Raw genomic sequence first — 21,909 nt, 5'->3', positions numbered from 1 at the left:
AGGAAATATTGTAGCATATGGATTTTCTCTTTGATATTAACAGAACAACTTTACATATGCCTACTATCAGGTTCTTCGATGTACTGGAAATCTTTATTATCGCATTTCTGGTATATCACATTCTGGTTTGGGCGAAGGATACCAGACTATGGTCCCTGTTAAAAGGGGTCATAGTTATTGTCGTGTTTATACTTATCGCAGCAATTTTCAACATGTCCACCATTTTGTGGATTGTTGAAAAGGTAATTGGTATCGCTATTACAGCCATGGTTGTTATTTTGCAGCCGGAACTTCGAAAGGCACTGGAAGAATTGGGGCGTAAGAACTTTTTTGCAAACCTGTTTGCTATAGGTGATGGCAGGACTGAGGAGAGATTTTCTGACAAGACTCTTAATGAGATCACAAGAGCCTGCGTAGAAATGGGTAAGGTGAGAACTGGAGCACTGATAGTTATTGAGCAGAATCATCCTCTTACTGAGTATGAGCGCACAGGAATTGATGTTGATGGTATAGTTACCAGTCAGCTCCTTATCAATATTTTCGAACATAACACTCCGCTACATGATGGAGCAGTAATTATCAGAGGAGACAGAGTTACATCGGCTACATGTTATCTTCCTCTGTCAGATAATATGGGAATCGGTAAGGAACTTGGAACAAGACACCGTGCTGGTATCGGCGTTTCTGAGGCAACAGATTCTCTTACAATTATTGTATCTGAGGAAACAGGTAAAATAAGTGTTGCGTATGAGGGAGAGCTGGAGAGAGCAGTTGATAGTGACAGACTGCGTGAGCGCTTGAGATTCATTCAGAACAAGCACAAGACTGAGGCTCCGGTTAAACATTTTGCCAGAAAGGCCAGGGCTAAGAGATGAAGAGGATAACGGCCAACTGGGGATTAAAACTGGCATCGCTTATATTTGCAGTGATTGTGTGGTTTTTGGTTACTAATATCAATGATCCGGTTATCTCTGTCAGATATACCAATGTCCCAGTATCAATCAAAAACGGAAACTTAATAACTGATAAAGGTCAGGTATATACAGTACTTGATGGAAGCGACACCATTAGCTCTGTGACTATCTATGCGCCAAGAGGCGTAATTGATTCTCTTAGTCAGAGCAATATTGTTGCGACTGCTGATATTCAGAAGTTATCAAGTCTTAATACAGTTAGCATCGATTGTGTGACCAACAAGTATTATGACAAGATTGACAAGATCATTCTTAGTTCTGATGTGGTCAAGCTCAATGTTGAGAGAAAGGCCAGCAAGAGCCTTGCACTTACAGCGACTACATCTGGAACGGTTTCGGATGGATATATTATCGGAGATGTTACAACTGAGCAGAATATGGTCAGGATAAGTGGACCAGAGTCCTTCATCAACAGCGTAGCTAAGGCTGCGGTTGATGTTGACGTAACTGGATTTACATCCAACATTGGAACGGATGCAGATATCGTTTTGTATGACTATGATGGAAATCCACTGGATACATCTCAGCAGGGTGTGACCATGAATATTAAGTCTGTTAGGGTTAATATTCAGATCCTTGAGACCAAATATATTCCTGTCAAATACACTGTAGAAGGTGAGCCTGCTAATGGATATGCCCTTACCGGTCAGATAGACAGTACTCCTTCTGAGGTACTTGTGGCGGGCAGGAGCAGTGTTATTTCAGGGCTTAATGTACTGGAAGTAACAGATGAGAATCTGGATGTAACTGGTCTTACAGGCAATCTTACAACTACAATTGATCTGACTAAATCACTTCCTACGGGAGCGGTATTTGGAGATAGTGATTTCAATGGTACTGCGTCAGTTGTTGTTTACATTGGTGCTGTTGTAGAAGAAACATTCGAGATCAGTACCAATAAGATTGCGATAGATGGGGCAGTTGATGGATATGAGATATTTGTAGACGATAGTGAATACGATCAGATTTCACTGACTCTGCAGGGACTTAGAGCTAATTTAAATGCTATTAATCCATCAGACATCACTGGAACAGTCAGAGTAAGTGATATTTTGTCTGTTAATGAGCTGGAAGAGTTGACTCCTGGTACATATACAGGTCCTATTGTGTGGAACGTACCAGATGGTGTATATTGTAAATCTGCTGTAAGTGTATATGTTACAGTTAAAGAATTAGATTAAAGAGGTTTTAATTATGAGTAGATTATTTGGAACAGATGGCGTCAGAGGAGTTGCTAACGACGAACTCACTCCATTACTTGCTATGCAGCTTGGCCAGGCCGGCGCATATGTCCTTTCTAAAGAAGTTAATCACAGACCTACTATCATGGTTGGATGTGACACAAGACTTTCTGGAGACATGTTGGCAAGCGCACTTATGGCTGGAGCATGCTCAGTTGGAGCTGATGTAGTAAATGTAGGAATCATTCCTACACCAGCTGTTGCATATCTTACTAGAAAATATCGTGTAGATGCAGGTGTTGTTATCTCTGCATCACATAACCCTATGGAATTCAACGGAATCAAATTCTTTGATGCAAACGGATTCAAGCTTCCTGATGCTATGGAAGATGAGATTGAAGAGCTTATCAGAAATAATATGGAAGGCGTCAAGATGCCAACCGGAGCAGGTGTTGGTAAGATCAAGAATCGTACTGATGCCAGAGAAGAGTATATCAACCACAATCTTAATGCTGTAGATATCAACCTTTCTGGCATGAAGGTTGTTATGGACTGTGCTGAAGGTGCTTCCTACTATACATCTGTAGAGGCAATCAGACAGCTTGGTGCAGAGGTTGTAGTAATCCACAATAATCCAGATGGAACAAATATCAACGCTGGTTGTGGTTCAACTCACATGGAAGAATTAATGGGCAGAGTTGTAACTGAGAAGGCTAATATTGGACTTGCTTTCGATGGAGACGCTGACAGATTCCTTGCTGTTGATGAGAATGGTAAAATGGTTGATGGCGATGAGATCATGGCTATCATCGGTAAGTTTATGAAAGAAAAGGGCAAGCTTGCCAACGATACTATAGTTGCTACTGTCATGAGTAATCTTGGATTCTTCAAGATGGCAGAAAGAGAAGGAATCAGAGTAGATAAGACTAAGGTTGGTGACAGATATGTTCTTGAGCATATGAAAGAGATCGGAGCTAATCTTGGCGGAGAGCAGTCTGGACACATTATTTTCCTTGATGATAATACAACAGGCGATGGATTGTTATCAGCTCTTCACCTGTTAGAAGTAATGGTTTCCACAGGCAAGCCACTGTCAGAACTTGCCAAGGTTATGGAAGTTATGCCTCAGGCACTTGTGAATGCACATGTACCTACACACAAAAAGGATTCCTATATGGAATATCCTGAGATTGCAGGAGCAATCGCTGATCTTGAAAAACAGTTTGCCGGAGATGGAAGAGTTCTTATCAGACCATCAGGAACTGAGCCTCTTGTAAGAGTAATGATAGAGGGTAAAGATCAGAATCAGATAGAGGACGAAGCCAAAAAACTTGCTAAGCTCATTGAGGAGGTTATGCTGTAATATGGTTAGCCAGAAAGTAGTGATTACTAATCCTACAGGTTTGCACTTAAGACCTGCGGGAAATCTGTGTAAGGTTGCGATGAACTTCAAATCACATATAACGTTCAGTTATGGTGAAAACACTGCTAATGCTAAGAGTGTTCTCAGTGTTCTTGGTGCGTGCATCAAGTGTGGAGATGAATTAGAATTTAAGTGCGAAGGCCCAGACGAGCAGGAAGCAATGGATGCTCTTGTGGAAGCAATTGAAAATGGCCTTGGCGAGTAAAATAAGACAAAAGGGGAAGTTGTTTAAAATGAAAAGATTTAAAGCTTTGTTGCTGGCTGGATTAACAGCTGCTATGCTGATTGGTTGCGGAAGCTCTGATGATGATGCAGTAGTTGGTATCAGCATTGAGAAACTAGAAGATGTAGCACCTGTTGTAGAGGCTAGTGTAGAAGCTTCTGTTGAGGAGTCTAATGAAGACATGCCACCTCAGGAAGGCATGGTAAGAAGTTATTTCACTAATGAGTGGGTTGATGAAGCAGTTAATACTAACAGACCACTTGCAGTAATGTATCCAATTAACAAAGAGGCTCAGCCACAGTACGGACTTAGCAATGTTGCAGTTTTCTATGAGATCATGGAAGAGGGCAGCATGAGCCGTCAGATGGGTATTCTCGAGAACTGGGAAGGTCTTGATAGAATCGGTAATATCAGAAGTATCCGTGATTACTTCATTTATGCAGCGCTTGAGTATGATCCAGTTATCGTTCACTTTGGTGGTCCTGAATTATACGTTAGCGGTGTTCTGACAGGTAAGAACAGACCAGATGGTGTTGATGATGTTGATAACCTGAACGGTGTTGGTGGTAAGGCAATGGGCCCTGACTACGGCGCATTCTTCAGAGTTCCAGAGGGAAGCACATCAGAGCATACTGCATTCACAGATGGCTCTCATGTTGCATCAGCTATTGAAAAGGCCGGTTATTCCAAGACACATAGAACTGAGTACTTCCAGGAAGGCCCTCACTTTACATTTACAGGCTATACCAATCCTAATACTCTGGAAGACTATCCAGATGCTGTAGAAGCTACAGAGATCGATATGGCTGGTTGCTATCCTGTAACTAAGTCAGCGCTTAAGTATGATCCTGAGAAGGAAGTATATCTTAAGACTTTGTATGGCGATGCTCAGAAAGATGCTGTAACAGGCGAACAGCTTGCATTTGCAAACGTTGTAATTCAGAGAACATATCACGAAGTTCGTGATTCTAACGGATATCTTGCATATCAGATGCATGACAAGACAAGAGATGGATATTACATCACAAAGGGTAAGATGATCCATATGACTTGGGAAAAGACAGCAGATTATGCTCCAACCAAGTACTATGATGACAATGGTCAGGAGATTACTTTTAACACTGGTAAGACAATGATCTTTGTTGTACAGGAAAAGGGCGGTTCTTTCTCTAAGTTTGAAGTGAATGGAACAACTTACGAAGACTGATGCTATTAAATTAGAATACTGCGGACGGCAGAGATGCCGTCCGCTTACGTTGATTTTAGGAAGGTTTTGCTACTATGGAGAAGATAATTGTAACAGGCTGCAATGGACAGCTTGGAAGAGCTATTAACAAGGAACTTGCTGGTAAGTATGAGATCGTTAATACTGATGTATTTGAAGGCGAGGGCATTACACCGCTTGATATCACAAATGTTGATAATGTAATTAAGCTTGCAAGAGAGGTTAAGCCTTCTGCAATCATCAACTGCGCCGCATATACAGCTGTTGATAAGCAGGAATCAGATGTTGATCTTTCATACAAGATAAATGCTATTGGCCCAAGAAACCTTGCTATAGCAGCTACTGAGGTTGGATCCAAGCTTGTTCATGTATCAACTGATTACGTATTTGAAGGAAATGGAACAAGACCTTATGTAGAGTTTGATAAGACTGGTCCTGTAAGTGTATATGGTAAGACCAAGCTTGCAGGTGAGGAATTTGTTAAGCAGTTTGCAGACAGATTCTTTATCGTCAGAACAGCATGGCTCTATGGTGATGGCAAGAATTTTGTTAAGACAATGCTTGGACTTTCAGAGAGGATGGATGAGATCAGCGTTGTTATGGATCAGCAGGGAACGCCTACAAGTGCTAAGGAACTCGCTAAGGCTATAGCATATCTTTTCCCAACGGATAACTATGGTGTATTCCATGGTACATGTGAAGGCTCTACTAACTGGGCTGATTTCACAGACGAGATATTCAGAATTGCTGGCAAGACAACAAAGGTTAATCATGTTACTACAGCGCAGTATCTCGAGAAGAATCCTCAGGCTGCTCCAAGACCAGCATATAGTATTCTTGAGAACTACATGCTTAAGCTTACATCCGATTACATGTTTGCTGATTGGCATGATGCTATTGAGGAATACTTAAAAGAGCTTCTTTAATTTGAGGAAGTAGTGGAGATTTTGCTTTATGCGGTTTTTTAATGATTTATTTAGCAATAGGATACTTGTTGCAGCATTCTTTGGATGGTTATCAGCACAGGTTCTTAAGACAATAATATACGTTCTTGTTAACAAGGAATTTAACGCTGAAAGACTTACTGGTGATGGTGGAATGCCTAGTTCACATTCTGCTACAGTTATGGCCCTTGTTACCAGTACGTTTTATAGCTTTGGAGCAGGAAGTTTTGAATTTGCTATATCAGGTGTCCTGGCACTTATTGTTATGCACGATGCTATGGGCGTTAGAAGAGAGACTGGAATTCAGGCCAAGGTTATCAACAACATGATGGATTGGTTCCAGGAGCTTGACAGTGATATTCCTGTAGAAGAAAAACTCAAGGAATTTGTAGGCCATACACCTCTTCAGGTACTGTTCGGAGCAATTCTTGGTGTTGTAGTTGGAATAATTATCTGTAACTTCTAAATATTATGATGTGTGGGGGCTATTAGTTAATGCTATCTGTTGTACTCATTTGGATATATGTGATAGCCACAACTTATTTAACTGGCTTTGCATTACTCAAATTCATAACCTCACTAGATTGTATGCATTCTCAGAAAGCTAAGGGTACATACAAAAAATATAATGCGCATTTCAGGGCCAGCTACATTATTGCAGGCCTTGTAGTTAATACAATATATGCCGAGATTTATAGTCTTTTTGAGGGTGTTGGCCTTGTGGCCAATGTCCTGATGGTGGCTTTCTGTATTGTAATAGCTATTTACTACAGAGATGAGCTGAAGTCAGATGTTACAGATATTCTGCGTCTGTTTGTTTCTGGTCGTAGCGGCTATTACTATCTTGTTGTCTTTTTGATCATGGCCTATGGCACTTCACATGGAATCATGCATTACGACTCTGATCTGTACCATGCTCAGGCAATCCATTGGATTGAAGATTATGGACTTATCAGGGGACTGGGTAATCTTCATGTGAGGCTTGCTTATAATAGTGCATCTTTTCCGTTGTCTGCTCTTTATAGCATGAGTTTTCTTGGAGGAAGATCTTTCCATGTTATGGCGGGATTCTGTGCGCTTATGCTTGCATGGCAGTGCCTTGATATCAAGGATATTGTCAGAAGAGGGCAGCCGATATTATCTGATTTTGCCAGAGTGATGGGGATTTTCTACCTCTTTACCATTTTTGATGAGATGGTGGCTCCGGCATCTGATTACTTTTTGTCCACAATAGTTTTTTATATTGTCATCAGATGGCTTGATATGAATGTTAAGCACGAGCGTTCATATGTGCCTTATATTATGTTGTCTCTTTTGGGAGTGTATGCAGTTACTATTAAGCTGTCTGCAGCGCCAATTCTGATTTTGACTATAATTCCTATACACAGACTTCTGACAAACAGAAATACAAATAAAATGAAAGCACTGGGATTATCTGTTCTGCTGGCCTTTATAATAGTTGCACCATTTCTTATCCGAAATGTGGTCATATCTGGCTGGCTGGTATATCCATTTACTTCTGTGGACCTTTTTGATGTTGCATGGAAGATTCCAAAGGGGCTTGCTGAGTATGATGCCAAAGAGATAAAGACCTTTGGAAGAGGCTTTACTGATGTTGCTACTTATGGAGATATGTCTTTTAAGGAGTGGATTGGTCCATGGTTTGCTGGCATACATGGCATTAACAAGATTATGCTCATAATGGATATTGTGGCGGTTGTAGTATATATCGCATGCCTCATTTATTTCTTTGCAATTTATATTAACAAGAAGGCTGGTATTGCAGATAATAAGGTGTTTAGCATCAGCGACCGCAGGATGGTTAATTTTGCAGATTTCCTGACTATAAGTGGTACTATGGTTGCCTGTCTTCTTTTCTGGCTCTTTACAGCGCCTCTTATCAGATATGGAGTGGTGTATGTATATCTTACTTTTGCCATAATATTTGGGCGATTATTGATTCGTCTGTTCAACTATGTAGGATATGAGAGTGAGTTGGCCAAAAAATCAATTACGGTAGTAACAGTAATATTTATAGCATGGCTTATTTATAAGGGGGCATATCTTGTGAGAGATGACATTCCATCCTTTAATGCAAGAAACTTCCTTATTCAGCAGGATTACGGACATTATGAAGTTGCATCTTTTGAAATATCAGGTGTTACTTTTTATTATCCTACGGGAGATGACAGGATTGGCTATGAGTATTTCCCTGCAGCTACCAGGGATATGAGCCAGGAAATCCAGTTTATGGGATATGATGTTACAAGCGGATTTGCTCCAGTTTCAGAGGAGTGAAAAATTTCTGAAAAAATCTTTATAAAGTTAAATAATGTATAAAAATGTATTAAATATAGTGCATAATTAAATTTTGCAAGCCTGGGTAAAGTATCATATTAGTAGGTAAAAGGACAACCCGATCTGCTAGATAAGGGGGATACTTTATGAAGAAGGCTTTAGCATTTTTAATGACTTTTTTAACAGTAGCAATGTTCTTTGATCCGATCACTGCTAAGGCATCAAATGAAGATGATGTTCTTACTTTGATGAATGCAGTGAGAGAATCAGCTGGACTTGAGGCTTTTACTGTGGATGAAGATCTACAGGATATAGCTGAAATTCGGGCTGTAGAATGTTCCCAGAAGTTTTCTCATATACGTCCCAATGGTAAGGCCTGGTATACAGTATCCAAGCTGACTAATGGTGAGAATCTTGCGCATGCTGTTACCATGACTCAGCAGAAACCTGAAAATGTAGTATATGCGTGGACGCTTAGTCCCAAGCATTATGCTAATGTTGTTCGTAGCACTTTTTCCTCAGTTGGGATTGCATATTATAGCAATGACAATGGAGAGACCTTTATAGTATGTGAATTTCGTTGAGATGTTGCAGAGATTATAATGATAATAGATAAGGCCATGCGGTATTACCGTATGGCCTTTTGTATGAATCAAAAGCACTTTATTATATTGTGATGCGATTAGCGCTCTGCTCTCATAGGATTGTTAAGGAAATCCTCATAAGCAAGGCGAATACCGTCATCAAGCTCAGTAGTATACTTCCAGCCGAGCTTTTCAGCCTTGGAAACATCAAGAAGTTTACGTGGTGTTCCGTTTGGCTTGGTAGGATCCCAACGAATCTCACCTGTGTAACCTACGATAGAAGCAACCTTTTCTGTAAGCTCCTTAATAGTAAGCTCTTTACCTGTTCCTGCGTTGACTGTCTCATCACCACTGTAGTTGTTCATAAGGAATACACAGAGGTTTGCAAGGTCATCAACATAGAGGAATTCACGAAGTGGGCTTCCATCTCCCCAACATGTTACATAAGGAAGGTTCTGCTCTTTAGCTTCGTGGAAACGACGGATAAGAGCTGGAAGTACGTGTGAATGTGTTGGATGATAGTTATCATTAGGACCATAAAGGTTTGTTGGCATTACTGAAATGTAATCTGTGCCGTACTGCTTGTTAAGGTACTCGCAGTATTTAAGACCAGAAATCTTGGCAAGAGCATAAGCCTCATTGGTCTTCTCGAGCTCAGATGTAAGGAGGCAGTTCTCCTTCATTGGCTGAGGAGCCATTCTAGGATAAATGCATGATGAACCAAGGAATTCTACCTTTTTACAGCCGTTCTTCCATGCTGAGTGGATAACGTTCATCTCAAGGATCATGTTCTCATACATGAAATCTGCAAGAGCTTCTGAGTTACCCATGATACCACCAACCTTGGCAGCTGCGAGGAATACATACTCTGGCTTTTCTTCTTCAAAAAACTTCTCAACCTGATCCTGTCTTGTGAGATCAAGTTCCTTATGTGTACGGGTAATAATGTTGTTATAACCCTGCTTATTAAGCTCACGAACGATTGCAGAGCCTACCATTCCACGATGGCCTGCTACATATATTTTAGAATTCTTTTCCATCTGTAAGATCTCCAATATCAATTTAAATGATTAGCTTAAATTACTTGTCGATACCCTTCTCAAGGAACTCAGCAAGGTTGAACTTTACGTGCTCGTTGGCTCTCTCAACAGCAACCTTCTTCATATCGTGCTCAACCATGATTCTTACAAGGTCTTCGAAAGAAGTTGTCTGTGGATTCCAGTGAAGCTTCTCTTTAGCCTTAGTAGGATCACCTAAAAGGTTAACAACGTCTGTAGGTCTGTAGAAGTCAGGTGAAACCTCAACAAGAACCTTACCTGTAGCCTTGTCATAACCCTTCTCATCAGCGCCTTCGCCCTTGAACTCAAGCTCGATACCAGCGTAGTGGAATGCAAGCTGTGCGAACTCACGAACTGAATGCTGAACACCAGTAGCGATTACGAAATCTTCTGGCTTGTCGTTCTGAAGGATGAGCCACATACACTCAACATAGTCTCTAGCATAACCCCAGTCACGAAGTGATGAAAGGTTACCAAGATAAAGCTTATCCTGCTTGCCCTGAGCGATTCTGCTGGCAGCAAGAGTGATCTTACGTGTAACGAATGTCTCGCCTCTTCTCTCTGACTCGTGGTTGAAAAGAATACCTGAGCAGCAGAACATGTTGTAAGCTTCACGATACTCCTTGATGATCCAGTAACCATAAAGCTTAGCTACAGCATATGGGCTGTATGGGTGGAAAGGTGTTGTCTCACTCTGAGGAACTGCCTCAACCTTACCATAGAGCTCTGATGTAGAAGCCTGGTAGATACGGCATGTATCAGCAAGACCGCACTGACGAACAGCCTCGAGTACTCTAAGAACACCAGTAGCATCAACATCAGCTGTGAACTCAGGTGAATCGAAAGATACCTGAACGTGTGACTGAGCTGCGAGGTTGTAGATCTCGTCTGGGCGAACCTTACCAACAACGCCAAGGATGCTCATTGAATCGCCAAGGTCACCATAATGAAGGTGGAAGTTAGGATGTCCCTCAAGGTGTGCAATTCTCTCTCTGTAGTCTACAGATGATCTACGGATGATACCGTGAACGTCATAACCTTTCTCAAGAAGGAACTCAGCAAGGTAAGATCCATCCTGACCAGTTATACCAGTAATAAGTGCTTTTTTAGCCATATTGTTTTCCTCTCAATAATAAATAAAGAATAATATTTGCATATTTCCTGCTTATTATATTGTCTAAGCTCTGCTGTGCAAATTCACTTTCTTGATTTTTATTTGCATTATCTTGACGAGGTAATTATACTGTAGATATCATCGTAATTTGCAATAAAAGAATCAATATAACGTTTTTATAAAAATGCTAAACAAACTATTAAATGCAGGAGAAATCGACGTATGCAGGAAAAATTGTTTCAGGGCGAGTATGTGTCATCAGACAGAATGCTGTATACTCCATCTGAATTTGCCAAGTCCAATCTTATGTATTTGCAGGAAATAGGCGCGCTTAAAGCTAGGAAAACCCACGCCAGCAAGAGACAGAATCTTGATTCGTTTCTCTTTTTTTATGTAAAAGAGGGAAGTGGAACGCTGGATTATAACGGAAGAGAGTATATGGTTAAAACCGGGGACTGCGTGTTTATTAACTGTAAGAATCCATATCTTCACAGAACCTCAGAAGATTTGTGGGCCCTTGAGTGGATCCATTTCAACGGAGACAGCATGCTCCCAATATATCTGAAATATGTGGAAAGAGGTGGACAGCCGGTTTTTCAGCCAGGTACAAGCCTTGAAGCTCATAGAATATGGGAGGAGATAAACACAATAGCAAGATCTTCTGACTACATCAGAGATATCCGTATCAATGAATATTTGGGTAAGCTCATAACTTTTTTGATGAGCTTTAGCTGGAATCCTGATGCTGCACCTGTTAACAATAACTCCCAGACGCTCATGAACCTCAAAGATTATCTTGATACCCATTATCAGGAAAAGATAAGTCTGGATATGCTGGCAGATATGTTTCTTATAAATAAGTACACATTGTCCAGAGGATTCAAGGAACAGTACGGAACATCTATTATTAATTATCTTCTGATAACTAGGATTACCCATGCCAAGCAGATGCTGAGATTCACAGATGAGACTGTTGAAGAGATTGGGGTAAGATGTGGAATAACGCCGCTTTACTATTTCTCAAGGATATTCAAGCAAATAGAAGGAATAAGTCCTTTGGAGTACAGACTACAGTGGAAATAAGCGAAATTACCGAAGTTGTAAACCATTGAAAGAACTGGTGGATAAGTGTAAAATACTTGGTAGGATTGCGCTACTATGCGTTGAATGCGCTATCAATAGAAAATGTATTTGGGAGAATTGTAATGGAACTGTTAAGCGTTATTGTGCCTTGCTATAACGAGCAGGAGAATATTGTAGATTTTTACAACGAGCTTTTTAAATATGAGGGCTTTTTTAAGAACAGGGATGTTGATATTGAGCTTATCTTTGTAAATGATGGATCAAAAGATAACACGGTACCTATTGTAAAAGAGCTTCATGCTAAGGATGAGAGAGTGCATCTCATCAACTTTTCCAGAAATTTTGGTAAGGAAGCTGGTATGTATGCCGGACTTCAGAAGGCCAAGGGTGACTACGTAGTTGTTATGGACTGTGACCTTCAGGATCCACCAGCTCTTTTGCCTGAGATGTTTAAATGTATAGTAGAGGAAGGCTATGACAGTGTGGCTACCAGACGTGTAGACAGAAAGGGAGAGCCTCCTATCAGATCCTTCTTTGCCAGACAGTTTTATAAGATCATCAACAAGATGTCCAAGACTGAGATTGTAGATGGAGCAAGAGATTACAGACTTATGACAAGACAGTTTGTGGATGCTATCCTCTCTCTTGAAGAGTACAATCGTTTCTCCAAAGGAATCTTTGGTTGGGTTGGCTTCAAGACTAAGTGGCTCGAATTCGAGAATATCGAGAGAAAGAAGGGCGAGACTAAGTGGTCATTCTGGAAGCTGTTCCTCTATGCACTCGATGGAATCGTTGCTTTCTCGACAGCACCACTTGCAATGGCGTCAGTCTTTGGCGTATTGTTCTGCTTTATAGCGCTTATTTTCATTATCTTTATCGTAGTAAGACAGATTACTGTCGGTGATCCTAACAATACTGTGGGATGGGCGTCAACTGTATGTATCATTTCACTGGTAAGTGGTGTACAGCTCTTTTGTCTGGGAATTGTTGGACAGTATCTCTCCAAGGCATATCTGGAGATTAAAAAGCGTCCTATGTACATTGTAAAAGAGGAGTTATAATGGTCAGCATTATTGTTCCTGTTTACAATGCAGCTAAATATATAGAGAAGACCATTACCATGGTAAGTGAGCAGACCTACAAGGACTGGGAGCTTATTCTGGTGGATGATGCTTCTACTGACGGAAGTGCTGACCTGATTGAAGATATTATAGCCAGTCAGGGCAAGCGCATCAGGCTCATCAGGAAAAGTGTTAATGAAGGTGCAGCAGCTGCCAGAAATAGTGGAATTGATGCTTCTGCCGGCAGATATATAGCTTTTTTGGATGCGGATGATGTATGGCGCCCGGAGAAGCTTGAGAAGCAGATTGCTTTTATGGAACAGACCGGAGCAGCTTTTTCTTTTCACTCCTATGAGTTTGGAGATGAAGAGGCTAATCCAACGGGAAGAGTCGTAAGAGCGCCACAGACACTTAAGTTCAGACAGGCGCTTTCACGAACTGTTATATTTACTACTACAGTCATGTTTGACACAGAGAAGATAGACATGGAGATCATCCACATGCCACAGGTGCCAAGTGAGGACACAGCAACCTGGTGGAGGATCTTAAAGAGCGGATATGTGGCTTATGGACTGGATGAGAATCTTGCAGTTTACAGAAGGCCAGCTAAATCCTTGTCTTCCAATAAATTTGTTGCCATACAGAGAATATGGTTTTTGTATAGAAATATTGCTGATCTCTCAGTGATACAGTCTATGTTTTATTTCGTCGGATGGGCCGTAAGAGCCACACTGAGGAGAATTTGATCAGTTAAAAGGGGATTTTGTATGAAAAATGTGGAATCAGCAAAGAGAATCCTTGTTTTATTCCTGGGATTCGTTGGTTTGGGGATGCAAACCGCTGTTTATGCCTTTTTTTGGTTTAGAACATATTATCCTATAGTTGCAGCTACTCGTATAAGCCAGGATGGTTACGTGCTTGGTGGAGGACTTAAGCTGTACTTTAGAGGTCATCTCCTTATACTTGGAATTTATTTCATACTTCTTTTGTTCTTTTCTAATACCTACGGAGGACTTAAGATAGGCTATCTCAAGCCTATGGATGTGTTCTTTTCACAGATTTTTGCCCTCTTCATGGTAAACTTCATTTCATATTTTCAGATTTCACTTCTGAGAAACTGGCTGGTAACAGCAACTCCTATCGTGATGATATTCGTGATCCAGCTGGTCATCTCATTTTTGTGGGCTTATGCTACAAATGCCCTGTATATGAGGATATTTAAGCCGAGAAGACTTCTTCTAATAAGTGGTATTTATCCTGTAGATGATATTACTCAGAAGTTCAATACCAGAAAAGACAAGTACAACATCGTCAAGTCCATGAATATATCTGAGGGAATCGAAAAGGTATATGAGGAATGTCTTGGAGACTACGACGGAGTTGTTATCTGGGATGTTCCAAGCCAGTACAGAAATGGTCTGGTTAAGTACTGCTATGGCAGAAACATCAGAATCTATGTAATGCCTAAGATAACAGATGTTCTTTTAAAGGGCTCTACACAGCTTCATCTGTTCGATACACCAGTGCTGCTCCTTAGAGAATATGCCATCAAGGTTGAGCAGAGAGCGATTAAGAGACTTATCGATATTGTTCTTTCTCTTTTACTGATAATACTGACATCGCCGATAATGCTGATAACTGCGATTATCGTCAAGGCGTATGATGGTGGCCCTGTTCTTTACAAGCAGGTTAGATGCACTCAGAACAGAAGAGAATTTAAGATCATGAAATTCAGAAGTATGCGTGTTGATGCCGAGAAGGATGGCGTGGCGCGACTTGCTTCCAAGAATGATTCCAGAATAACTCCTATTGGTAAGTTCATTCGTAAATGCAGAATTGATGAGCTTCCACAGCTCTTTAACATTCTTGTGGGTGATATGGCATTTATTGGTCCCAGACCTGAGAGACCAGAGATTATTGCTCAGTATCTTGAGGAGATGCCTGAGTTCGCTTTCAGAATGAAGGTTAAGGCCGGTCTTGCAGGCTATGCGCAGGTGTATGGCAAGTACAATACTACACCTTACGACAAGCTCAAACTGGATCTTACATATATAGAGAATTATTCCGTATGGCTTGATATCAAGCTTATGCTCTTAACAGTCAAGATTTTGTTCACACCTGACAGTACAGAAGGTGTTGATGATAATCAGGTCACAGCCCAGAAAAAGGTGTGATCCTTAGTTCGGGAGAAGAGTATGAAAAGAGAAAGTAAGGGACATAGAGATGAAATACTTAACCTAAGGTGTTTTTATCTGAAGCTTCTCAGAAAGATATGGATAGTGCCACTGGCAGCAATAATCGGAGCTGCTCTGTGCTTTGGAATATACACACTAGCTACAGTGACTTATGGTCCTGCCAGAACCTACAAGGCTGAGGCGAGACTATATGTGAGCTTTGCTTATGATGAGAACAAGGGTACATTGGTTGATCACTACAATGCCTACACCTGGCAGCATATGCTGATGCCAACTGATGACATTTTAATTCCTATTATTGCTGAGCTTATGGCTAATGAGGTCAATGTAGTTGAGGATGGAGGACCTATTGCCAACTATGGCGACCAGAAATCCATTACCAAAGATGAGCTGCTTTCTTCAATAAATGCTGATACGCCTTCAGATGTAAGGCTCATGCTTCTTTCTGCTGAGAATACGGACAAGGATCTGGCTGATATGATCCTTCGCGCTAGTGTTAAGTCGCTTGAGAAGTATGGTAGTACTAATAAAGCTTTCGATTCCATCAAATGCCTTAGCATAGATGAAGCCAAGCTTGTTACTTATTCAGACAGAAGCATGGCAGCAGGCATATTTGGAGCAGTAGCTGCTGCGATAATTGCTATTCTGGCTATGCTTCTTATCTATTCTATTGATGATGCTATCTTTATCCAGGAGGATGCGGAAAAGAGATACTCCGTCAATGTTCTTGGAATTCAGTGTAAAAAGGCAGATGACTTTTTTAAGAACGAGCTTGTTGCAGCATTTGGAAAGGCCACAGAAGGTGCAACACGAGTAGCAGTCATTTCCGTTGACAGCATAGAAGATGACAAAGTTTCAGAAAAAGATACTGAGACTATTAAGGCAATCATTGCGGGTTCTGAGGCTGCAGAGAATGTAAGTCTTGTTCCTATGGCTGTACCTGGAACTGTACTGGATAATTACAGGAAGATTGGTACCTGCGATGGTGTAATCGTATGTGTACCTTTTGGAATCAGAAATGGTGCTATTACTGAGCATATTCTGACTCAGCTCAAAAAGCATGAGTGCCCGGTTCTGGGTATGGTTATCGTCAGAGCTGACAGGACTTTTATGCGCGGCTATTATGGCATTAAATAAATGGTAAAAGATATGGATGAAAAAAGACTACAGATTCTTGTTTCAGCGGTTAATAAGGATGCAGGTAAGCTTCCTGAGACTATGAAATTAGAATCTGATACTGTTATTGTCAATCAGATCATAGGGGAAGATGCTTCCAGCCAGGAAGATTTGGATGAAGAGCTTTGCTTTGGTGAGCATAAGGCAATCATACTTACCAGACATGAAAAGGGTGTAGGAAGATCTCGAAATCTTGCTTTTGACAATGCTGATCATGAGATTATTCAGTTCGGTGATGATGATATAGTGTACGACAGTGGATATGCAGACAGAATCGTATCAGAATTTGATGCGCATCCTGAAGCAGATGTTCTGCTGTTTAATGTAAAGGCTCAGCCAGGAAGAGAAACCTACTGGAATGAGGACTTTGCTAAGATTTCCTGGAAGAATTACGGCAGATATCCAGCTTATGCAATCTGCGCCAGGAGAAATAAGCTAAGAGATAGTGGTGTCAGGTATTCGCTTTTGTTTGGCGGCGGAGCACCTTATATGAACGGTGAAGACAGCCTCTTTTTACATGACTGTCTGAAGGCAGGACTTGCTGTATACAGGACTGATGTGGCTATCGGCCATGAGCTTGTCGGCGAATCTACCTGGTTTAAAGGTTATACAGAGAAATTCTTTTTTGACAGAGGCGTTTTATACCATTTCCTATATGGTAAAATGGCCGTTTTGTTGGGATTTAGATTTTTATTCAAGAACAGACAATCTATGTGTGCTGATATGGGACTATTTAAGTGCTTTAGGCTACTGGTATCCGGAGTCAGACACGGGAGGACGATTAGAGAATAAATGGCAGTTTATTTATCCCTTACTGTTATAGTGCTGTTACTGGCGCTACTAATTAAACAGACTGACAGAGCAGGAGGAGCTCTCCGCATTTATCAGGGAATGAGCAGGCAGCAGATGGTTAACTGTGTCACCTGCCTTATTATTTTTGTGCTCCTATTTGCTGTTTCTGCCCTTAGACTCAATGTCGGTAATGACTATCTCAAATACGTTGAGTTTATGCATCTGGCCTATAGCAGGGCTTACGTGCCAACTGAGATTGGCTTTAATGCTCTGGCTCGAATAGTGTATTTTGTATGCGGCTTTGAGAACTATCTTCTGATATTTGCCATGTTTGCGTTTGCTACCATTTACTTCTTTATGAAGGCTATGTATGAGCAGAGCAAATGGTTTACCCTGAGCATGGTGATGTTCATGCTGCTGGGCTACTATTTTCAGTCACTTAGTACTGTCAGGTATTATCTGGCATTATCTGTAGCTCTTTATGCTGTTAAATTTGTTGTAAACAGGGACTGGCCAAGGTTTGTTCTGATAACGCTTATAGGCAGTCTTTTCCATAAATCACTTCTGCTTATCCTGCTATTATATGTGGTGGCACAGCTTAAGTGGAGAAGATGGATGTACGTTGGCCTTGGACTACTCGGAGCTTCATGCCTGGTTCTCAAGGATTTCTATCTTAAGGTAGTAATTTTGTTATATCCATCCTACAAGGATACGGAGTATCTCGAGGGTGGAACGAGTATTGTAAACATAGTCAGATGTATTGTGATCCTTGCATTTTCTTTATGGATGTACAAGGATGTTATACGAGACAGCAGGGCTGACAGGTTCTATTTTATCTGTAATATCATGGCTATGGTTCTTTATGTTTTTGGAGCCTTTATTCCGGTGATTTCAAGAGTTGGCTATTACCTGACAGTTACACATCTTTTATTTATCCCGTCTCTTGTAATGGGAATTAAGGACGAGGATAAAAGAAAACTTGCCACAGCCTGCGTTACGATAGCGTGTGTTATGTATTTTGCTCTTTATATGAGAGGCGCGGGAAATGACGGGATTCGAATACTTCCTTATCAGACATTTCTTTTTCATGACTTGCCACTAACTCTCTCTGAGAGAGGCTACTATTAAAGGAGAGTAATAACTATGAAGAAAACTTTTTTTACAATTATCATAGTGTCATATAATCCTGGAGAGAAGCTTTTCGAGACTATCAGGAGTGTGGAGAAGCAGTCTTTTACAGACTATAGGATTCTGGTCAAGGATGGTATGTCTACAGACGGATCCATAGATAAGCTGAAAGCTGAATATGATGTTGCTATCGCAGGAACTGACGATGACAAGACGATCACTCTTTTGGAGAGCTGTGATAACGGTATTTATCATGGAATGAACATTGCAACAGCATATCTTAAGGACAGGATCATTGAGAACAGAGCCATAAGAGATGATGTTGATAACACAGAGGATGTTAAACTTTTACGAGCAGGCGAGGTTCCATCATATGTCTTTTTCCTTAATTGTGGAGACAGATTTTATGATGAGAATGTTCTCAAGAACATGCATGATGCTATAAATAGCAAAACTGCCAAGGAAGGAACAACTCTTCCGGCTATTTATTATGGTGATATTTTTGAGAGGCAGACTGGTCAGAAGGTCGCTTCTAATCCGCAGATAAATGATTACGCTTGTTATAGAAATGTACCATCTCATCAGGCATGTTTCTATGATGAGAGGCTTATCTACAAGAACCCATTTGATCTTAAATACAAAGTCAGGGCTGATTATGAGCAGTTCCTTAGATGCTTTTATAGAGACAAGGCATCTACATATTATGTTCCTATAGTTGTTTCCAGCTATGAGGGCGGAGGATATTCAGATCAGAATAAAAAGCTTTCTGAGGAAGAGAGAAAAGAGATAATCAAACATTACCTGACAGGTGCACAGATCAGAAAATATGATTTTCTCAGGATAGTTACGTTGTCAAAACTGAGGACGGCTTTGGCATCCAATAAAATAACAGCTGGTCTTTATAACTCTGTAAAGACAGCTATTTACGGAATCAAAGTTGGTAAGGAGGAGTAATATTGAAGGTTTTATGGCTATGTAATATTATGCTTCCGGCGTATGCCAGAGCTCATAACCAGGAATTTTCTGTCAGGGAAGGTTGGCTTTCCGGATGTTTTGACAGAATCAATAAGGAACCTCTTGCTGATAGAGAGATTGAGCTGGGAGTATGCTTCCCTGCAACTTCAGAAATAGCTTCTTCCAAGGAAGTTATAGATGGAGTTACTTATTATGGCTTTACAGAGGATCTAAACCACCCTGAAGTATATGATGGCACTATAGAGAATCGTTTCAGAGAGATACTGGATGATTTTAATCCAGATATAGTGCATATATTTGGAACTGAGTTTCCACATACTCTGGCTATGCTCAGGTCCTTTGGTACTCCGGACAGGGCTCTTGTAGGTATTCAGGGAGTTTGTACAAGGATTGCTGAGGAGTATATGGCGGGTATCCCTGAGGAAGTCCAGAAATCAGCAACACTACGCGATAGACTTAAAGATGATTCACTTATGCAGCAGCAGGAGAAGTATAGGGTAAGAGCTGAGCATGAGAGAGAATCAATTCTTTTAACTGGCAATGTTACAGGCAGAACTGCTTTTGATAAAGAGGAAGTTGCCAAGATCAATCCAGAGGCCAGATATTTTGCCATGAATGAGACCATGCGACCTTCTTTCTACCAGGATAAGTGGGAAGAGAAGAATGCACAGCCTCACAGCATCTTTTTGTCACAGGGTGATTATCCGCTTAAGGGCTTCCATTTTGTGCTGGAAGCAATGCCACTTATTTTGGAAAAATATCCAGATGCTCATTTATACGTTGCAGGAAATAACATTATTGGGAAAGGCCAGAGCAAATATCCATATTTCCTTAGAGCCAGCGCCTATGGCAAGTATCTGAAGTCAATAATAGCCGCTAATAAGCTCAAGAAAAAGGTTACAATGGTTGGAATGCTGAGCGAAGAGGAGATGAAGCAGAGAATGCTTGACAGCAGCCTCTTTGTGTGTGCGTCAGTTGTGGAGAATTCTCCTAATTCACTGGCAGAAGCAATGCTTCTTGGTATGCCAATCGTAGCGTCCAGAGTAGGCGGTGTTCCCAGTATGATACAGGCCAATAAGGAATGCAGCTTCTTTGAATCTGGAGACGTTCAGAGCCTTGCTGATGCTGTTGTTCAGATGTGGGATGAGCCTGTTATTTCTGGTGTGTACGGAGATAATGCCAGAAAACACGCGCAGTTGTCACATGATCCCGACGCTAATTACAAGAGATTAATACAGATTTATAAACAGATCATTGATCAGAAATGACATATCAGGTGGAAGAGGAATGAAAGTTACCTTTGTTTCCAACTACATAAATCATCATCAGCTTCCATTCTGCAAAGCCATGAACAGCATGGAGGATGTGGAGTTTCATTTTATCCAGACAGAGCCTATGGAGGAAAAGCGTATTGCTATGGGCTGGGGGATGGATGTTAGTGAACTCCCATTTGTTTCGCTTTTTTACGAGGATGAAGATAAGTGCAAACGGCTTATTCTGGATAGTGATGTGACTATCCTTGGATGGTCCGATGGAATAGTTGCAGATATAGAAAAAGAGAGGCTGTCTTCCGGTAAGCTGACCTTCAGGGTGAGTGAACGCATTTACAGGGAAGGACAGTGGAAGTTCATAAGCCCCAAGGGACTTATGGCTAAATATAACGAACATATCAGATATAGAAATAAGCCTGTGTATTTATTGTGCGCAGGCGCTTATGTTGCCTCGGATTTTGATCTGATAAGGAGCTATCCGGGCAAGAAGCTTAAATGGGGATACTTCCCTGAAAAGGCTAGTGAGAGCTATATTAAACCAGAGTTGTCTGAGTGTATCAAGCTTTGCTGGGCAGGAAGACTTATAGAGCTCAAGCACAGCGAATATGCCATAGAAACCGCCAGAAGCCTTGCTGAAAAGGGATATAATTTCAGGCTTGATATTGTTGGAGATGGCAACAAGCGAAGCGACCTGGAAGCGCTTATCAGTCAGTATGGTCTTCAGGATAAGGTAATAATGCATGGTGGTAAAAGACCTGACGAAGTGCTCACATATATGCAGAAGGCTGATGTATTTCTTTTTACAAGCAATTATCTAGAGGGCTGGGGCGCTGTTGTTAATGAGGCGATGCAGTGCGGATGCGCTGTGGTAGCTTCTAATGAGGCTGGCGCTGTTCCGTTCCTGATACAGGATGGCGTAAATGGACTTAGCTATGATAATGGCAGTTTGGATGCCATGCAGGCCAAAGTCTTGTATTTATTTGAAAATAGAGATAAAATTCGAGAGTTTGGCAAAAGAGCGCAGGAGAGCATTGAGAAGTGGTGGAATGCTGAAAATGCAGCCAGGGAGCTGATAAGATTTGTAAAAGAGTATATGAACGAAAATACTCCAGAGCCAAGCGCAGATGGTCCTATGAGCTTAGCGCCTAATCTTCCGCCGGCAGGATTTATTCGTTCATTACAGGAAAAAAACAGATTGGAATAA

21 protein-coding genes are annotated in these 21,909 nt (G+C 41.1%); 19 read left to right on the top strand and 2 right to left on the bottom strand.

Going from position 1 to position 21,909, the window contains the following annotated elements; all coding sequences use genetic code 11:
- Positions 1-17 precede the first annotated feature (17 nt).
- The 9 genes from cdaA (at position 18) to IJI01_RS10630 (ending at position 8,852) form a co-directional block, all read left to right on the top strand.
- Positions 18-875 carry a diadenylate cyclase CdaA gene (cdaA, locus tag IJI01_RS10670; protein WP_292189922.1) on the top strand — a complete coding sequence of 286 codons (858 nt, stop codon included), beginning with the start codon at positions 18-20 and terminating at the stop codon, positions 873-875.
- Complete coding sequence (locus IJI01_RS10665; RefSeq protein ID WP_292189919.1) at positions 872-2,155, top strand: CdaR family protein; 1,284 nt, start codon at positions 872-874, stop codon at positions 2,153-2,155. Before cdaA ends, IJI01_RS10665 begins: the two co-directional genes overlap by 4 nt.
- 13 nt (positions 2,156-2,168) lie before the next feature.
- Positions 2,169-3,518, top strand: a complete 1,350-nt coding sequence (gene glmM, locus IJI01_RS10660) for a phosphoglucosamine mutase (RefSeq protein WP_292189916.1) — start codon at positions 2,169-2,171, stop codon at positions 3,516-3,518.
- 1 nt (position 3,519) lies between these two features.
- Positions 3,520-3,783, top strand: a complete 264-nt coding sequence (locus IJI01_RS10655; RefSeq protein WP_292189915.1) for an HPr family phosphocarrier protein — start codon at positions 3,520-3,522, stop codon at positions 3,781-3,783.
- A gap of 28 nt (positions 3,784-3,811) precedes the next feature.
- Positions 3,812-5,008, top strand: coding sequence for a DUF3048 domain-containing protein (locus IJI01_RS10650; RefSeq protein WP_292189913.1), 1,197 nt, complete (start codon positions 3,812-3,814; stop codon positions 5,006-5,008).
- A gap of 74 nt (positions 5,009-5,082) precedes the next feature.
- The gene (gene rfbD / locus IJI01_RS10645; RefSeq protein ID WP_292189911.1) at positions 5,083-5,952 is read left to right on the top strand and encodes a dTDP-4-dehydrorhamnose reductase; all 870 of its coding nucleotides are present in this window, start codon (positions 5,083-5,085) and stop codon (positions 5,950-5,952) included.
- Between the two features lie 28 nt (positions 5,953-5,980).
- A complete protein-coding gene (locus IJI01_RS10640) occupies positions 5,981-6,436 on the top strand; it encodes a divergent PAP2 family protein (protein WP_292189909.1) in 456 nt (151 codons plus the stop codon).
- A 29-nt stretch (positions 6,437-6,465) separates the two neighbouring features.
- Positions 6,466-8,268, top strand: a complete 1,803-nt coding sequence (locus tag IJI01_RS10635; RefSeq protein ID WP_442861681.1) for an LIC_10190 family membrane protein — start codon at positions 6,466-6,468, stop codon at positions 8,266-8,268.
- Between the two features lie 146 nt (positions 8,269-8,414).
- A complete protein-coding gene (locus IJI01_RS10630) occupies positions 8,415-8,852 on the top strand; it encodes a CAP domain-containing protein (protein ID WP_292189905.1) in 438 nt (145 codons plus the stop codon).
- 98 nt (positions 8,853-8,950) lie between these two features.
- Here IJI01_RS10630 and IJI01_RS10625 read toward each other — a convergent pair whose 3' ends face one another.
- Positions 8,951-9,892: a GDP-L-fucose synthase family protein gene (locus IJI01_RS10625; protein WP_292189903.1), complete on the bottom strand. Its 942-nt coding sequence runs from the start codon at positions 9,890-9,892 to the stop codon at positions 8,951-8,953.
- Between the two features lie 40 nt (positions 9,893-9,932).
- Entirely contained in the window at positions 9,933-11,024 is a 1,092-nt protein-coding gene (gmd, locus tag IJI01_RS10620; RefSeq protein WP_292189901.1) for a GDP-mannose 4,6-dehydratase, read from the bottom strand.
- A 222-nt stretch (positions 11,025-11,246) separates the two neighbouring features.
- Between gmd and IJI01_RS10615 the strand changes: the two genes are divergently transcribed.
- The 10 genes from IJI01_RS10615 (at position 11,247) to IJI01_RS10570 (ending at position 21,909) form a co-directional block, all read left to right on the top strand.
- On the top strand, positions 11,247-12,107 hold the full coding sequence (locus IJI01_RS10615; protein ID WP_292189899.1) for an AraC family transcriptional regulator: 861 nt from the start codon (positions 11,247-11,249) through the stop codon (positions 12,105-12,107).
- Between the two features lie 122 nt (positions 12,108-12,229).
- Positions 12,230-13,168 carry a glycosyltransferase family 2 protein gene (locus IJI01_RS10610; protein WP_292189896.1) on the top strand — a complete coding sequence of 313 codons (939 nt, stop codon included), beginning with the start codon at positions 12,230-12,232 and terminating at the stop codon, positions 13,166-13,168.
- Positions 13,168-13,914, top strand: coding sequence for a glycosyltransferase family 2 protein (locus IJI01_RS10605; RefSeq protein WP_292189893.1), 747 nt, complete (start codon positions 13,168-13,170; stop codon positions 13,912-13,914). The genes IJI01_RS10610 and IJI01_RS10605 overlap by 1 nt, the downstream gene beginning before the upstream one ends.
- 21 nt (positions 13,915-13,935) lie before the next feature.
- The gene (locus tag IJI01_RS10600) at positions 13,936-15,342 is read left to right on the top strand and encodes an exopolysaccharide biosynthesis polyprenyl glycosylphosphotransferase (protein WP_292189891.1); all 1,407 of its coding nucleotides are present in this window, start codon (positions 13,936-13,938) and stop codon (positions 15,340-15,342) included.
- A 21-nt stretch (positions 15,343-15,363) separates the two neighbouring features.
- The gene (locus IJI01_RS10595; RefSeq protein ID WP_292189888.1) at positions 15,364-16,500 is read left to right on the top strand and encodes a hypothetical protein; all 1,137 of its coding nucleotides are present in this window, start codon (positions 15,364-15,366) and stop codon (positions 16,498-16,500) included.
- On the top strand, positions 16,501-17,331 hold the full coding sequence (locus IJI01_RS10590) for a glycosyltransferase family A protein (protein WP_292189885.1): 831 nt from the start codon (positions 16,501-16,503) through the stop codon (positions 17,329-17,331). It begins immediately after the preceding gene.
- Positions 17,332-18,459: an EpsG family protein gene (locus IJI01_RS10585; RefSeq protein ID WP_292189883.1), complete on the top strand. Its 1,128-nt coding sequence runs from the start codon at positions 17,332-17,334 to the stop codon at positions 18,457-18,459.
- A gap of 15 nt (positions 18,460-18,474) precedes the next feature.
- Entirely contained in the window at positions 18,475-19,413 is a 939-nt protein-coding gene (locus IJI01_RS10580) for a glycosyltransferase (RefSeq protein WP_292189880.1), read from the top strand.
- A 2-nt stretch (positions 19,414-19,415) separates the two neighbouring features.
- A complete protein-coding gene (locus tag IJI01_RS10575; RefSeq protein WP_292189878.1) occupies positions 19,416-20,702 on the top strand; it encodes a glycosyltransferase family 4 protein in 1,287 nt (428 codons plus the stop codon).
- 19 nt (positions 20,703-20,721) lie between these two features.
- Entirely contained in the window at positions 20,722-21,909 is a 1,188-nt protein-coding gene (locus IJI01_RS10570) for a glycosyltransferase family 4 protein (RefSeq protein WP_292189875.1), read from the top strand.

The organism is Butyrivibrio sp., assembly GCF_017433805.1.
GTDB lineage: Bacteria > Bacillota > Clostridia > Lachnospirales > Lachnospiraceae > Butyrivibrio.
This window is presented reverse-complemented; position numbering and strand designations above follow the sequence as displayed.